Origin of the sequence: Micromonospora sp. RV43 (assembly GCF_001029515.1) — a bacterium.
Classification (GTDB): Bacteria; Actinomycetota; Actinomycetes; order Mycobacteriales; family Micromonosporaceae; genus Micromonospora; species Micromonospora aurantiaca.
Map to the genome: position 1 here is coordinate 3,825 of NZ_LEKG01000070.1, position 17,252 is coordinate 21,076.

Consider the following 17,252-nt stretch of genomic DNA (forward strand, 5'->3'; position numbering starts at 1 on the left):
ATGCACCAGCCGATCCACGGTGTGCGCTTCCGCGTGCCCGCTACCCTGGTCGCCGAGTTCGCCTCGGCCAGCCTCGACGTCAGTCCTCTGCACGTCGACCCCGCCTACGCCCACAAGACGCCCTTCGGCCGGCCCGTGGCGCACGGCGTGCTGGCCCTGTTGGTCGCGCTGTCACACGGTCCGGCTCGCGCCGGCCGTTGCCTGCGCCGACTCAGGGCCAGCTTCCGGTACCCGGTCTTTCCGGACACGGAATACGAGGTCGCCGCCGAGGAGAACGGGGACCACCTGCACCTGCGGGTCCTCGACGGGACCCGCACGGTCATCGAGATCACCGCCGAGCACGCCGGCGCCGATCTCGCCCAGGCACCGACCGGCGGACGGCCTTCCAGCGTCACCGAAGCCGACACACCGCCGATCGAGGAGATGGCCGACGCCGGGCCACTAGGTCAGGAGTACCAGCCGGACTGGGCGCGCCTCGACGATCTCGTCCGGGAACTGAGTCTGCACGCTGTGGGCGTCGACGTTGAGCATGTCGCCGCTCTCAGCTGGGCCAGCTACCTCGCCGGCATGCGTGTACCAGGGCGTGCCGCCCTCATCAGCGCCATCGCGGCGACCTTCGGCGGCGACCCGAACGGCGAGGGCTTCACCGCGGAGGGTGCGGTCGTCGATGTCGACAACCGTTACCGGCGGGTGCGCCTGGCCGGTCGACTGTCCACCGGGACGCGCGGCGCCGAGGTCGACGTGATGACCTTTGTCCGCCCTGAACACCGGCCCCCCGACACCGCGCGCATCCGGCGGCTGCTCGCCGACCCGCCCGGTTCGCTGACTGGCAAGGTCGCTCTGGTGACCGGCGGCAGCCGCGGGCTCGGCGCCGTGCTCACCCAAGCCTTGGCGGTCGCGGGCTGCCAGGTGTACGCGGCGTTCGCGCGCAGCGGCGATGAGGCCCGCGAGATGGCGGCCGCGATGGGCGCCGACGCCCATCGGGTTCGCCTCGTCGAAGGTGACGTGGCCGACGCGGGCTGGTGTGAGCGTCTCGCCGGAACCATCGCGGCAGAGCACGGTGGCCTCGACCTGCTGCTGCTCAACGCGGGTCCCCCCGTGCAGGAGCACCCCAACGACCCCGCCTTCGGTCCGCGATCCGCCGCGTACACGGCGGAGGCGATCGCCGTGTCCCAGACGCCGCTGTCCGCCTTCGCCGCTGCGCTGGCCGAGCGCGCCGGGTGGCTGGTGGCGATCTCCTCCGCATACGTCCACCGCCCTCCCCGGGGCCTGGACCACTACGTCACCGCCAAGCACGCTCTCGAGGCGATGGTGCGGACCGCGGCGTCGCGGCATCCGGACATCCGCACCCTGATCGCACGGCCGCCCCGGCTCGCCACCACCTTCGCCGACTCCGCGCTCGGTGCGGAGCAGCCCCTTGACCCGGAACTCGTGGCGGTCGCACTCGTGCGGCGGATCGGCTCCGGCGCACCTGGGTTCGTCGAGGAGTTCCCCGTGCCCACCCCCGAGGGTGACACCAGGACTGACGCGGGCACCCTTGCGGTGGCGGCGACCTTCGCCGTCGATCCGCTGATACCGCTCCTCGAGCGGTGGACCGAGGATCTGGCGCTCGACCTGAGCGTGCGGGCCGCTCCATACGCCCAGGTCTTCCAGCAGTTGCTCGACCCGGGCAGCGTCTTCGCCACCAACGGCAAAGGCGTGAACGTCGCGCTGCTGCGGTTGTCCGACTGGCCCCCCGGCGACCAGCCGGTCGACGACTTCGTGGCCGCGGCCCGCACCTACCTCGACCGTGCGGTGGCACCCCTGGTCGTGGTCCTGTGTCCCTCGAACGACGACGCCGGGCAGGGCGGGCGTGCGGACCGGCTCGGCGCGGGGTTGCGCGACCTGGGCGTACTCGTCGTCGGCAGCGCGGACTGGGCCGGCGGGTACGACGTACCGACACCCTTCGACCCGGCCCGGGAGCAGCTCGCGCACATCCCGTACACCGCCGAGGGCTTCCACGCGCTCGCCGTGACGGTCATGCGCCGCGTCCACGCGGCGCTGGTGCCGCCCTTCAAGGCCCTGGTACTCGACTGTGACAACACCCTCTGGCGTGGTGTCTGCGCCGAAACCGGACCGGACGGTGTCACCGTCCCCGCGGGGCACCGTGCGCTGCAGGAGTGGGCCGTCCGGCTCCACGACGACGGCGTCCTGATCTGCCTCGCCAGCAAGAACGCCGCCGAGGACGTCGACGCGGTCTTCCGCCGTCACCCCGGGATGCCGCTACGGCCGGAACACGTCGCCGCCCGACGTATCACCTGGAACCCGAAGTCCACGTCCCTGACCGAACTGGCCGACGAGCTCAGCATCGGTGTCGACAGCATGGTCCTGCTCGACGACAACCCGATGGAGACAGCGGAGGTGGCCGCCGCCCACCCCGGCGTCCTGGCCCTGACACTGCCCGCCGACGACCAGCAGATCCCCGGGTTCCTGCGTCGTGTGTGGGCCTTCGACCGGACCAGCGTCACCGACGCGGACCGGCTCCGTAACGACTCCTACCGTGCCGAACGCCGCCGACGGGACCTCGCCGACACCACGCTGACCTTCCAGGACTTCCTCGCGGGTCTGGACCTGCGCGTCGATGTCCATGAGGCGCGTCCGGAGGAACTCGACCGGGTCGCCCAGCTGACACAGCGCACCAACCAGTTCAACCTGTCCGGGGTCCGGCGCACCGAGGCGGAGATCCGCCGCTGGCTGGGCGAGGGCAACCAGTGTTGGGTCGCGCACGCCGTCGACCGTTTCGGTGACTACGGGTTGGTCGGCGTCGCGATGAGTAGGACCGAGGCCGGCCGGGTGGAGCTCGACACCTTCCTGCTCAGCTGCCGGGCCATGGGTAAGGGCGTGGAACACACACTGCTGTCCGGCGTGGCGGACCGGTGGCCACCGGATGCGCAGCTGTCCGCCATCCTTGTGCCGACCAGCCGCAACACGCCCGCGCGCCGGTTCTTCGACGCGGTGCTCGGCGCCGGCACCGTGGACAGCGACGACCGGATCGTCTACCGCGCCGCGGTGGCCACCGCCGCGGCGGCACGGTTCACCCCGCAGGAGGCACCACGCCCCGTCGACGCTGACACCGCTGCACCGGCCGGAGTGACGCCGGCGGCACCGGTCGACCTCCGCCGGCTCGCCGCACTGGCCCGAATCGCGGTCGAATACCACGACATCGCGGCGGTGAGCCGCCACGTCGACCGCACCGTCGCGCTACCTTCGACCGCTGCGACGCCAGCCGACGCGCTGAACGCCGTCATTCAGGCCGTCGCCGTCGCGGGCGCCCAGGCACCGGACACCCTGGACGCGGCGACGACCGTGGAGTCGTTGAGCCTCAGCTCGCTGCAAATCGTCGATGCCACGGTCGCACTGGAGGCGACGTTCGGGCGGCTGCCGCGCACCCTGTTCTTCGAGCATCGGACGCTCGGCGGCATCGCCGCCCAGCTCCCCGGTGCCCGGCCGGGCCCGTCCGTGGCACCCGCCCGGCCGGTCGCGCCCGCACACCCGGCCGCGGGTCCGGCCCCGTCGGCTCCGCCCGCGGTCGAGCCGGGCGACGGCATCGCCGTGGTCGGCGTCGCCGGTCGTTACCCCGGTGCAAGCGACGTGCGCCAGTTGTGGCGGCACCTGCTGCACGGACACGACCTCGTCGGGGACGTGTCGGTCCGCTGGGGTGACTACGACGTCGTCGCCCCGGACGGTGGCCGCGACAAGACCTACACCGCCGCGGGCGGTGTGCTGGACGGTATCGACGAGTTCGACCCGCTGTTCTTCGGCATCTCCCCGGCCGAGGCCGAGACGATGGACCCGCAGCAACGACTACTGCTCCAGGTCGCCTACCACGCCCTGGAGGACGCCGGCCATCCCGACGATCTCGGCCGCGACACCGGCGTCTACGTCGGCGCCATGAGTTCCGACTTCGCGGTCGCCAACGCTGCGGCCGCCCTGTCCGGGACCGCCCGCTATCCGAACGCGGATCTGTACCAGTTGGCCAACCGCATCTCTCACTTCCTCGACCTCACCGGGCCTAGCCTGGTCGTCGACACCGCCTGCTCGGCGTCCGGGGTCGCGCTGCAACTCGCCTTCGACGCCCTGCGCGCCGGACGGGTCCGGGCGGCGATAGTGGGAGCCGTCAATCTCATCCTGCACCCCGCACGCCGGATCCAGTACGCCCAGCAGGGGATGCTGTCCCGACGGGGGCGCTGCCAGCCGTTCTCCGCGGCCGCCGACGGCATGGTCACAAGCGAGGGCGTGGCGGCCCTGGTCCTGCGTCCGCTGCGCGACGCCCTCGCCGACGGCGACCACGTGTACGGGGTGATCCGCGCCGTCGGCACGAACACCGACGGCCGCACCAACGGTTTCATGGTGCCCAGTCCGGCGGCGCAGGCGGATCTCATCGCCGCGACGTGGCGGGCCGCCGGCATCGATCCACGATCATTGGGCTACATCGAGGCACACGGCACGGGCACACCGCTCGGCGATCCCATCGAGGTACGCGGCCTGACCGAGGGGCTGCGGCTGCGCGGAGCCGCCGGGCACCTCCCGATCGGGAGCATCAAGAGCAACATAGGCCACCTGGAGGCGGCTGCCGCCCTCGCCGGGGTGACCAAGGTGCTGCTGCAACTGGATCAGCGCACCCTCGTACCGTCGCTGCACGCCGACGAGCTCAACCCGCACATCGAGTTCGCCGGCACACCGCTGTCGGTACAGCGCAGGCGGGAACCCTGGTCGGCGTCGCACGGACCCCGGCGGGCCGCTGTCAGCTCGTTCGGCGCCGGTGGCGTCAACGTGCACCTCGTCATCGACGAGGCGCCCGCCGCGGCGGATGCGGAGGCGGCTGACGGCCCGGAGCCGGTGCCGTTGTCGGCACGTAGCGTGGAGCAGCTCCAGCAGGTGTGCCGGCGACTCGCCGAGCACCTCCGCACGGAGGGTGCCGGCTGCTCGCTCGCCGACGTCGCGTACACCCTGCGGGCCGGACGGCAGCCGTTCGAGTGTCGCGCCGCAGTCGTGGCGCGCGACCGCGAGCACCTGCTCGACGTGCTCGACCGGCTCGGGACGGGGGAGTGGCCCGCCGAGGTGATGCGGGGGCAGGCCGACCGCCGGTCGCCGGTTGCCGCGGTGTTCGACGGCAGCCCGGAACTCACGGAGGCCCTGGGCAAACTTGCGCGGGCGCGGCGCTGGGACAAGCTGGGCCGGCTCTGGGTCGACGGTGCGACCCTCGACTGGTCGTGGCTGCTGCCCCGAGGGTCCCGGCGGCGGGTGCCGCTGCCGGGATACCCGTTCGCCGCCGTCCGGCTCCCGCTGCCGGTGGCGCCGCGGCCCGCAGCAGAAGCCCGAACGGCCGTCGCGGTGGAGCGGACGGTGCTCTACCGGCCCGTCTGGGAATCGGAACCGTCTCCGGCCACGGCTGTCGACGGTGATGTCGTGGCGCTCGTGGACCCCGGTGCGTCCGACGTGCGAGCGATGCCCAGCCTCCCGGACGTGGCGTCCCTCGAACGCTGGCTTACCGGCGCGTCGTCGCTGGTGGTCGTCGACCGCCGGACTCCCCTCGGCGACCAATCCGACGACGCCGAGCGGCTGCTACGCACGGCCATGGACCTGGCTCGGCTGGCGACCCGTACACGCCGCGTCACGTACCTGGTGGTGACGCCCGACGACGCCGTCACACCGGCCGCGGCCACCGTCGTCGGCTTCGGCCGGGCGCTCGCCCACGAGAACCCGTTCTTCCGCGCGGTACGGGTGACCACCTCCGAGGACATGACCCTCAGCCCCGACGCGCTGGTCGCGGAGGCGTCCGCCAGCACCGACGAGGTTCGCTGGACCGGTGCCCTGCGCTCGGTGCGACGGTGGCTTCCGGCGCCCGACGCGGCCCCGCCGGCGTGGCGCCCCGGCGGCACGTACGTCATCACCGGCGGGTCTGGTGGTGCGGCCCGGATCATCGCCGGGTACCTGATGCGGCACCACCGGTCCCGGGTGGTTCTCGTCGGCCGCGCGGAGGCCCCGGCCGCGCTCACGGCGCTCGGCGACGCGGCGGCCGAGCACGGTGGGGAGGTGCTGTTCCTGCGTGCCGACGTCACCGACGAGGAGGAACTGGCGTCGGCGCTGCGTGCCGCCCGGCAGCGCTTCGGCCGGCTGCACGGTGTCGTGCACGCCGCGGGCGTCACTGCCGATCGGGCGTTCACGGGGCAGGACGAGGCCACCATGCGGCGGGTCACGGCCCCGAAGATCACTGGTGCCGTGCTGCTGGACCGGCTCACGGCCGACGACGAGCTGGACTTCTTCGTCCTCATGTCGTCGGTCGTCAGCCTGTTCGGAAACGCCGGCCAGAGCGGCTACGCGGCGGCGAACGCCTACCTGGACGGGTTCGCCGCCTGGCGGGCGGCGCGGGTCCGCGAGGGCGCCCGCCGGGGCACCTCGCTCTCCGTCCTCTGGCCGAGTTGGGCCAACGGCGGCATGGTGATGCCCGAAGCCACCCGCCGTCTTTTCCGTACCACTCTCGGCCTGACACCCATGGACGACGCCTCGGCGATCGGCGCCCTCGAGCAAGCGCTCGGCGGCGGGCCCGGAGCGGTGCTCGTCGGTCACGGTGACCAGGCCACGATCCGGCGGGCGCTGGACCTGCGAGTGGCACCCGGCGGGAGCCCGCCACCGCGGCGCATCCGGGAAAGCCTGGTCACCACCGTCCGGAGTGAACTCAGGACCGAAGTCGCCCGGCTGGTCAAGCTCGATGCCACCGCGGTCGACGTCACCGCCGAGTTCGGCGACTACGGCTTCAACTCGATGCTCTTCACCGACTTCACCAACCGGCTCAACGAACGCTTCGGGCTCACCCTGACCCCGGTCGTCTTCTTCACGCACCGCACGCTGGACACGTTGGCGGCCGCGCTCGTCGAGCAGCACGACGCGGCCCTCGCCGCCGCGCTCGCCGTCGAGCCGGCGACGCACGGTGAGCCCACGTCGCCCGGCAGCCCAGCACCGCCGACCAGCCCGCCGTCAACCACCGCGGCGCGCCCGATCACGGTCACTGCGGAGCAGTCCCTCGCCCGGGAGGAACCGATCGCCGTCGTCGGTATGGCCGGGCGTTTTCCCGGCGCCGCCGACCTCGACGAGTACTGGCGGCTGCTGATGACCGGTGCGTGCGTCACCGGGGCACCGCCCCCCGGACGGGAGTCGTCGCCGGGCTGGCCCGGCGGCTACCTCGACGCGATCACCCGCTTCGATGCCAGCTTCTTCGGCATCTCCCCGCGCGAGGCCCGGCTGATGGATCCCCAGCAACGGCTGTTGCTGGAGACCGCCTGGCAAGCCGTCGAACATGCCGGGTACGACCCGCGCCGCCTCGCCGGAACTGCCACGGGCGTGTTCGCCGCAGCGACCCTGCACGACTACTCGGAACTACTCAAGGACGCCGGCGAGGAAACCGCCGGGCACACCATCACCGGTCACGTGCACAGCATCATCGCCAACCGGGTCTCTTACCTGCTCGACCTGACCGGCCCCAGCGAGACCATCGACACCGCCTGCTCCAGTTCGCTGACGGCACTGCACCGGGCCGTGAACGCCATCCGCCACGGCGAGTGCTCGTCGGCCATCGTCGGCGGCGTCAACGTCCTGCTGACCGCTGACTGGTTCGCCTCCCTGGATCTGACCGGTGTGCTGTCCCCCACCGGACGGTGCTGGGCGTTCGACGCCCGCGCGGACGGCTTCGTGCGTAGCGAGGGCGTGGCCGCGGTCCTGATCAAACCGCTGGCGCGTGCCCTGGAGGACGGCGACACCGTGCACGGCGTCATCCTCGGCACCGCCGTCAACCATGGTGGACGCGGCCACTCCCTGACCGCTCCCCGGCCCGACGGCCAGGCCGCGGTCGTCGCCGCCGCCCTCCGCCAGGCGGGCGTGTCACCCCGCGACGTCACCTTCATCGAAACCCACGGCACCGGCACCAAACTCGGCGACCCGGTGGAGTTGGCCGGGCTGCGGGAGGCCTTCGCGCAACTCGGCGCCCAGGACAGCCGGCCGTGGTGCCACCTCGGGGCCGTCAAGGGCACCGTCGGTCATCTGGAGTCCGCCGCCGGCATGGCGAGCCTGCTCAAGGTGCTGCTGGCGTTCCGCCACGGTGTCCTGCCCCCCAACGCCAGCGGCCAGGTCCCCAACCCCCATCTCGGCCTCGGTGACGGCCCGTTCCAACTGCTCGACCGGGCGATGCCCTGGGCGGCGGACGACCCGGGCCTTGGCCGGACACCCCGCCACGCCGGCATCAGCTCCTTCGGCTTCGGCGGCGCGAACGCCCACACGGTGCTGCGGGAACCACCGGTGGCACCCGAGCCGGAGCCGGACACCGGTCAGGACCACGTCGTGGTGCTGTCCGCCCGCACCGACGCCCAACTACGCCGGTACGCGCGACGGCTGCGCCGCTCGCTCGACGACGAGCCCTTGGCGATCGCCGATGTCGCGTACACCTCCCGGGTCGGACGTACGCCGTTGCCGTGCCGGCTCGCCCTCGTGGCGACCTCGTGCCAGCAGCTCGCCGACCTTCTCGACCGTCACCTCGCGGGACGCCGGCACCCGGCCGTGCACGTCGGCGACGGACCGGAACCGGCACCCGGAGACACCGCGCAGGTCACCGCCCACCGCTGGGCGCGCGGTCTCGACATATCCTGGCCGACGGAACCACTCCGTCGGCGGGTACCCCTGGCGACGTACCCCTTCGACCACAGCACCGCTCACGGTTTGCCGGCCGACGTCCCGGCTCCGGTGGGTCCCGCGCCGACCCGGAGGTCGCCGACCACCCCGGCCGACGTCCCGGCTCCCGTGAGCCCCGCGCCGACCGGCGGGCGCCCGGCCACCGACGTCACGCCCCGGCTGCTCGTGAAGCAGTGGACCCCGGCGCCCGCCGGGGCGGCGGCCGAGCCGGGAGAACCGCCGACGTGCCTGCTCATCCTCAGCTCGGACGCGTGCCTGCCGGCGCTCGACGCCCTCGCCGCGCATCCGCACACGACGTGGCTGGTCATGCGCCCCGTCAGCACCCTGCCGAATCTGACGTCGTCGGACTACGAGACCGACTTCGGCGCCCACGACGCCGGACGCGGCGCCACCGAAAAGATCATCGCGGAGCACGGACCCCTGACCCACGTGGTCGACCTCGCCGACGCCACCTCCACGACCCCGCTCCCCGAGGCCGCCCGGGTCGGCGTCCTGCAGGCCGTGGCCCGACACGCCAGGTCGACACCCGTCCACTTCGTGCACGTCACCCGTGGTGTCAGCGCGCTCGGCGACACCGAACCCGCGGTTGCGGGCGCACGATTGGCGGCACTCGTGCGTGCAGTCGGCGCCGAGTACCGAAACATGCACACCGTCACCCTCGACGTCGACCTGCCCAGCGACGACGTCAGCGGGCAGCTCGATCTCGCACTGGCCGAGGTGGGGTCACCGATCAGCGCGGAAGTGGCGCACCGCGGCGGCGTCCGGCACGTGCCGCGCCTCGCGACACCGTCGTCCCGCCCGGAACACGGCGATGGCCACCTCGGCGACGTACCCGTCCGTGCGGACGCCACGTACCTGATCACCGGCGGGACCGGCGGCCTCGGTCTGGCCACCGCGGAGCTGCTCGCCGCCCGCGGCGCCCGCCGGCTGGCGCTGGCCGGGCTGCGTCCGGCACCGGAACGGGAAACCTGGGACGCCCTCGGACCCGACGATCCGTGGTACCACCGCGTGGCGGCGGTCCGGCGGCTCGAGGAGGCCGGCGCCGCCGTCACGCTGCACCACGGCGACCTCACCGACACGGCCGCCGTGCGGAACCTCGTCGGTGCGTTGTCGCCGGTGGCCGGCGTCATCCACGCCGCCGGCGTCACCGGACCCACGCCGGCCTTCGTGCACAAGAGCTTCGCGGAGATCGAGCGCTGCTGGACGCCCAAGGGCGCGGCGCTCGACGTCCTCCTCGGCGCCGTCGGCCCCCAACACCTCGACTTCTTCGTCTGCTACTCCTCGCTCTCCGCCGTGGTGACCGACCTTGCGGCCGGACTGAGTGACTACGCCAGCGCCAACGCGTACCTCGACGCGGCGATGGCCCGCGCCCAGGCCCGGGCCACCCGTGCGGGCCGCGCGACGAAGTACCTCTCCATCAATTGGGGAAGCTGGGCCGGCCTGGGAATGGGCGAGGTGACCAACGACCGTTACCGGCGAAGCGGTTTCGCCGCACTCACCCGCGATCAGGGCCTGGCTCTGCTGGACATCGCGATGGCGACGGTGGGCCACACCAGCGTCGTCGCCGCCACGCGAGCCAAGCCGTCCCTGGCCGATCCGCCGGCAGACATCGGAGACGACGCCGTGCCCCCACCACCAGAGAACGCTGCCGACCAGTCGGACCTGCACGCTCGCTGCGTGCGGCACCTGCGAGGTGTGCTCGCCCGGCACCTGCTGCTCGACGAATCCCGGATCGCCGCCGACATGACCTTCGCGGATCTTGGGGTCGACTCGATCCTCATTGCCGCCATCGTGCCTGACCTGGAAGTCCTTGCCGGCGCGCCGCTGGAACCCTCCCTGGTCCTGGAGCACCCGAGCGTGGACCGGCTCGCCGCGTACCTGCTCGACCACCATCGGGCCGGCGTCACCCGGTGGGCCGCGCCACCCGCCGGGGCTGCCGCGACGGCTGCCGCTCCCGCGGCCGGCCACCGCCGCGGCACCGGAGACCCCCTGGCGGTCATCGGCATGGCCGGGCGCTACCCCGCCGCCGAGAACCTCGACGCCTTCTGGGATCTCCTGCGGTCCGGGCGCAGCGGCGTCACCGAGGTGCCCCGATCACGCTGGGACGTCGCCACCCTCTACTCGCCGGCCCTCCGCGACGGCATGAGCGTCAGCAAGTGGGGCGGCTTCCTCACCGGCATCGAGGAATTCGACCCGGACCACTTCGGCATCCGCGCGGAGTACGCCGACCACATGGACCCCCTCGTCCGCCTCCTGCTCGAGTGCGCGGCGCAGACCTTCGCGGACGCCGGATACCGCCCGACCGAACTCGCCGGACGTCGGGTGGGCGTGTTCGCCGGTGCCGCTACCAGTAGCTACCCGCACCGCATCACCGTGCCCCACCGCGGCACCGCCACCGGTCTGAACCAGAACTTCATCGCGGCGCAACTGGCACAGACCTACGACCTCCGCGGCCCCAACCTCGTCGTGGACACCGCCTGCTCGTCGTCGCTGTCGGCCGTCTACCTGGCCCGGCAGGCTCTCCTGACCGGGGAGTGCGAAATGGCGCTCGTCGGCGGAGCCGACCTGATCCTCGACGAGAGACCGTACCTGACGCTGAGCGCGGCCCAGGCGCTGTCGCCCGACGGCGTCTGCCACGTCTTCGACGCCGACGCCAACGGGCTGGTGCCGGGTGAGGGCGTCGGCGCGGTGCTGCTCCGACGCCTGGACGACGCCCTCGCCGCCGGTGACCGTGTCCTCGCCGTGATCGAGGCCGCGGCGATGAACAACGACGGCCGCACCATGGGACTGACCACACCCAACCCCGACGCCCAGCGGGACGTCGTCGCCGACGCCCTCGCGAAGGCCGGTGTCGGCGCGGAAACGCTGTCCTACATCGAGGCGCACGGTACCGGGACGATGATCGGCGATCCCATCGAGCTGCGCGCCCTGACCCGGGTCTTCCAGCGGTTCACCACCGAGCGGGGCTTCTGCGCGATCGGCAGCGTCAAGTCCAACCTCGGCCATCTGCTCATGGCGGCCGGCATGGCGAGCCTGCACAAGGTGATGCTGTCGCTGCGCCACCGCGCGCTGCCGCCGACCCTGCACTGCCGGCGTCCCAACCCCCGGTTCGCCTTCGACGAGTCACCGTTCTATCCGAACCTGCGGTTGCGGGAGTGGCCGGCCCGCCACGGCGTACGGCGTGCCGGGGTCAGCGCCTTCGGCTTCGGCGGCACCAACTGTCACGTCGTGGTCCGCGAACCCCTGAGCGACGAGACACCCCGCGGCGGATCCGTGCGTGAGGCACTGCCCGCCCCGGTCTTCCACCGCCGCCGCTTCTGGGTCGACGGACCGGCGCTCGCGCCGGTACCCGCACGATCCCCCCTGCTCGAACTGGAGGACCTCCGCTGATGGCCGCATCCACCACAGGCGCTGACGGGCAGCTCGACGGCACACGGGCGGTCACCACCGTGACGGCGCAGGACCAGCCGCTCCGGGAGCACCTCGTGCACTCCGTGCCGGTGCTGCCGGGCGTCTTCCTGATCGATCTGATCCTGCGACTGGTGCGGCGCAGCGGCGTGGCACCGGCCGATGTCGAGATCCGCGGCTGCCTGTTCCTGGCGCCCGTGATCGACCGCAGCGGCACCGGACGGCGGATCCGCGTCGAGATCGACGCCCGCACCGAGGAGGGTCACTGGCCGGTGACGGTCTCCAGCACGCCGACCGGATCCGACGACTGGGAGGACAACTGCCGCGCGCAGGTGCGCCTCGCCGCGCGCTCCGCCGGTCGCGTCGACATCGCCGGCCTCCTGGGTGCGGCGACGGAAACCTACGACATCGACCGGCTCTACAGCTTCGTCCGGGGTCTCGACATCCGGCACACCGGCTTCATGAAGGCCGACGGCACGGTCCACCTGGGCGACGGCTTCGCCGTAGCCGACATGCACCTGGACACGGCCGCGCAGCCGTACCTCGACCACTTCGCCGCCCACCCGGCCGTCCTGGACTTCGCCACGCTGGTCCCCATGGCGCTGATGCCCGAGGAGCAACGGCGGAGCGCCACGAACCCGTTCATTCCCCTTTACATCGAGTCGGTGCGATGCCACGCCCCGGTCGGAACCCGTAACCTCATCCACGTCCCGAACCCCCCGACCGGCGGGTTGGACGCCGACCTGTTCGAAGCCGACATCGACATCTGCGCACCCGACGGCGCCCTCCTGGTGCGCATGGCCGGGTTCCGCGCCAAACGGATTCGCGCCGCGGCCGCGATCACCGACGCGACCGGACGCGGCCGTGCCGGCGTGACCACCGTAGCGGCGGAGGAGCACAGCGATGCGCCGCCAACGCGGACCGCCGGAGGTGACGACCTCGCCGGGCTGATCCGTGACCTCGTGGCCGAGCGACTGCGCCGGCCCGCGCACACCATCGAGACCGACCAGGGCTTCTACGACCTCGGCCTGGACTCCACGCATCTGCTCGCCATCGCCGGCACCCTTGAGCGGCGTCTCGGCACGACGCTGTACCCCACCCTGTTGTTCGAGCACCCGACGGTCCGGCAGCTCGCGGCGCACCTGCACGAGCAGGGCCATCATGTCGCCCGCGACGGCGGATCGCCGTCGGCCGCCGTACCCCCTCCCGCCGTCGCGCCGCGTCCCTCCGCCTCGCACGGCGGGACCGACGCTGCCGCGGACACCCTGGCCGTCGTCGGCCTGGCCGGGCACTACCCGGGCGCGGACGATCCCGAGCGACTGTGGGCACGGCTGCTGAGCGGCGAGAGCATGATCACCGAAATACCCACCGACCGGTGGGACCACGACCGCTACTTCAGCGCCGACCGGGGCCGACCCGGCCGCACGTACGGCCGGTGGGGAGCCTTCTACGACGGCTTCGCCGACTTCGAACCGGAGTTCTTCCACCTGACCGGTGACCAGGCTCTCCTGATGGATCCGCACGAGCGGCTCTTCCTCCGGACGGCGTGGGAGGCGTTCGAGGACGCGGGCCACCGGCCCGAGGACCTCGCGGCGCGGTGTGGCGGCGCGGTCGGCGTCTTCGCCGGCGTCATGTGGAATGACTACACCCTGCACGGCCTCGACCGTCTCCGATCCGGCGACCCGCGGCCCGCCGGATCGTGGCCGTCCGCGCTGTCCAACCGGGTCTCGCACCAGATGGACCTCCACGGGCCCAGCCTCACCGTGGACACCGCCTGCTCTGCCGCCCTGACCGCACTGCACCTGGCGAAGGAGAGCATCCGCCGCGGGGAGTGCCGCGCCGCGCTCGTCGGCGGGGTGAACCTGTCGCTGCACCCGTACAAGTACCTGCGCCTGGCCGACCTGGGCCTGCTGTCGGCCAGGGGGCGGTGCCGCCCGTTCGCCCGCGACGCCGACGGCTACGTCCCCGGCGAAGGCGTCGGCGTGGTCCTCGTGCGTCCGCTGGCCGAGGCCGTCGCCGACGGCGACCACATCTACGGCCTGGTCCGCGGCACCGCGCTGCGACACAGCGGCCGGACCGCTGGCTACTCGGTGCCCAACCCGGACGCGCAACTCGACGTCATGACGGCGGCCCTGGCCGACGCCGCCGTGGCACCGGAGACCGTGACCCTCATCGAGGCGCACGCCAGCAGCACCGTCCTGGGCGACCAGATCGAGTTCGCGGCGCTCAGCGAGGCATACGGCAGTGGTGGGTCCGCCGGCTGCGCCCTAGGTTCGGTCAAGGAGACGTTCGGTCATCTCGAGGCGGCCGCCGGCATCGTCGGCCTCACCAAGATCCTGATGGCCATGCGACACCGGACGGTTCCACCGCTCGCCACCGGGGCCGATCCCCACTCCGCCATCCACCTCGACGGGACCCGCTTCCACTTTCCGCGTCGCCCGACCCCGTGGCTGGCTCCCACCGACCCGCGAACCGGAGCGGCTCAGCCGCTCCGCGCGGCGTTGAGCGCCTTCGGTGCCGGCGGAGCCAACGCGCACGCCATCATTGAGGAGTACCGGACCGCAGCACGCGACACCGCCGAGGTCCACGGCACGTATGTCGTTCCCCTCTCGGCGCGCACCGCGCAACAGCTCGAGACGGCCGCCCGCCGCCTCGGTGAGCACCTCGACCGGCACCCGGAACTGTCCCCGGCCGACGTCGCCCACACGCTGCAGCACGGACGCCGGCACCATCCCGAACGCCTCGCTGTCGTTGCGTCCACCGCGACGCGGTTGCGCGAGGTGCTGCACGCGATCGTCGATGGTCGTGAGCCCAGCGGCGCCGTGCGCGGAAACCGGGCGAGCCCACCGGTCGCGGCGGCGGGCGACCCCAGCGACGTCCCGGTCGACCTGGCGCGCCGGTGGGTGGCGGGGGAGACCGTGACCTGGCCCGACATCCCGGGTGCCCGGCGGGTGCCCTTGCCGACGTATCCGTTCTCCGGCGAGCGTTACTGGCTGGGGGGAAGCGACACGGCGCCACCCACTCCTGGTGTGGACCACGCACGGCCGGCGCAGCAGCCGGTTCCCACCCGCGACGCGGAGGTCGTGTACCTGCGGCCGGTGTGGGCGCCGCTGCCGGCGGCGCCGCACCGGCTCGGCCGCGACGACACGGTCCTGCTCCTCGACGCCGGACCCGCCCGGGCGACGAGCGTGCGGTCGATGGGCCCCCGGGTCGTTCAGGTCCGCCCCGGGGCCGCCTTCCGCCGGGTCGGGGACGACCTGTACGAGGTCCGCCCCGGTGACGCCGGACACCTCACCGCCGTGCTCGACGACCTGCGGGCCCACGGGGTGACCCCGACCGCGGCGTTGGACCTGTGGCATCTCGACGACGGTGGCACGGACCCGGCCGACCTCACCCCCACCACCTCGATGTTCGCCCTGTGCCAGGCCATGGTGACCCGCGTCCGGCAGCTGACACCGATCCTCTTCGCCTACGCCGGCGCGCAGGAGCAACCGCACCTGGCGGCGGTGGGCGGCCTCGCCCGCAGCGTGCGGCTGGAACAACCGAAACTCGCCGTGAAGGTGGTCTGGTTCACCGACCCGCCGCCGTCCGTCGCGGACATCCTCGACGAGGCCGCGGACGTCGAGCACGTCGAGGTCCGCCGCGGCGGCGGCGACCGGCACGCCCTCATGGTCACGCCACTGACGCCCTCAGCGCAGCCCACGCCGGTGGCCCGTCCCGGTGGCATCTACCTCGTCGCCGGCGGGACCGGCGGGCTCGGCGCGCACACCGCCCGCATGCTCGCCGCCGCGCCGGGTGTGACTGTCGTGCTGGCCAGCCGCAGCCCGGCTGACGCGACGACCGAAGCCCTCCTGACCGAGTTGCGCGCCGGTGCCACTCGGGCCGAGCACCACACCGTCGACATCACCGATCCGCACCAGGTACGGGCGTGCGTGGCAGAGATCGAACAGCGCCACGGCCCGCTCACCGGTGTGGTGCACAGCGCCGGAAGCATCGAGGACGCGCTGATCGTCAACAAGAGCGCCGACTCCGTCCAGCGGGTCCTCGCGGCGAAGGTACGCGGCACCGTGAACCTGGATCTGGCCACCCGCCACAGCGACCTCGAGTTCTTCCTGATCTACTCCTCGGTGGCGTCGGTCCTGGGCAGCGCGGGAGCCGCCGACTACGCCGCCGGAAACCGCTTCGCGGACGCCTTCGCCGCGTGGCGCGACACTCAGCGTCTCTGCGGTGATCGTCGTGGCCGTACGGTGGCCGTCAACTGGCCGCTGTGGCGGCACGGCGGGATGCGTCCCGATCCCGCGGTGGCGGACCTGATCCTCGACCGCGTCGGGATGACGATGCTCGAGACGAGCACCGGGCTGGCGGCGATCGAGGTCGCCCTGGCACACCCCGGCGTCCAGACAGTGGTGTTGCACGGTGACCGGTCCCGCATGCTCGCCGCCGTCCCGTACCTCGCCCCGGACGTCCCCGGACCGCCCGACCCGCCGCCGTCGGCAGCGCCGCCACCGCTGGCGGCCACCGAGCCCACCCACCACCGGCAGACGCTCGCCGACGTCCTGGCGCACACCACCGACCTGCTGCGCGGCAAGCTCAACGGGGGCCGGCCGCTACCGCACGACGACGACCTGCGCACCGTCAGCTTCCTCGACCTCGGCCTCTCCTCCCAACAGCTCGTCGAGGTGGCCGCCGAACTGGAACGGGAGCTGGCCGTACCGGTCCCGCCGACGGACATGTTCCGCTACCCTGACGCCGAGCGCCTGGCCGCCCACCTGAGCGAGCAGCGACCCGTGGCACGCTCGTGCCCCCCGCCCGCGACACCGCCGGCCGACGCCGCCGACCGGTCGGCCATCGCGGTCATCGGAATGGCCGGACGCTTTCCCGGATCCCGTGACGTCACGCGCTTCTGGCGGGATCTGGCGGAGGGCAGGGACCTCGTCACCGCCGTCCCGGCCGGGCGCCGTGGCACCGCGCCGGACACCCTCGCGGAGGGTCTGGTGCCGCACGAGGGCGGCTTCCTCGATGACGTGGCCCGGTTCGACGCACCCTTCTTCGGCATCTCGAAGGCGGAGGCGGACAGCATGGATCCGCAGCTCCGGCTGCTGCTCGAGGTCCTCTACGAGACG

2 protein-coding genes (1 of these 2 only partly in view) are annotated in these 17,252 nt (G+C 72.8%); both read left to right on the forward strand.

Annotated features, from left to right (window positions below; translation table 11 throughout):
* Nucleotides 1-12,111: an SDR family NAD(P)-dependent oxidoreductase gene (locus ABD52_RS18210; RefSeq protein WP_053065413.1), complete on the forward strand. Its 12,111-nt coding sequence runs from the start codon at nucleotides 1-3 to the stop codon at nucleotides 12,109-12,111.
* Nucleotides 12,111-17,252: the 5' portion of an SDR family NAD(P)-dependent oxidoreductase gene (locus ABD52_RS18215; protein WP_047892628.1), read on the forward strand. The gene runs 4,773 nt beyond the window's last position; the window shows 5,142 of its 9,915 coding nt (coding positions 1-5,142); it begins with the start codon at nucleotides 12,111-12,113; its stop codon lies off the right edge, out of view. Before ABD52_RS18210 ends, ABD52_RS18215 begins: the two co-directional genes overlap by 1 nt.

What these genes read in the sequence shown, in the direction of transcription:
- ABD52_RS18210 (WP_053065413.1), top strand. Translation starts at nt 1, where the DNA reads ATGCACCAGCCGATCCACGGTGTGCGCTTCCGCGTGCCCGCTACCCTG.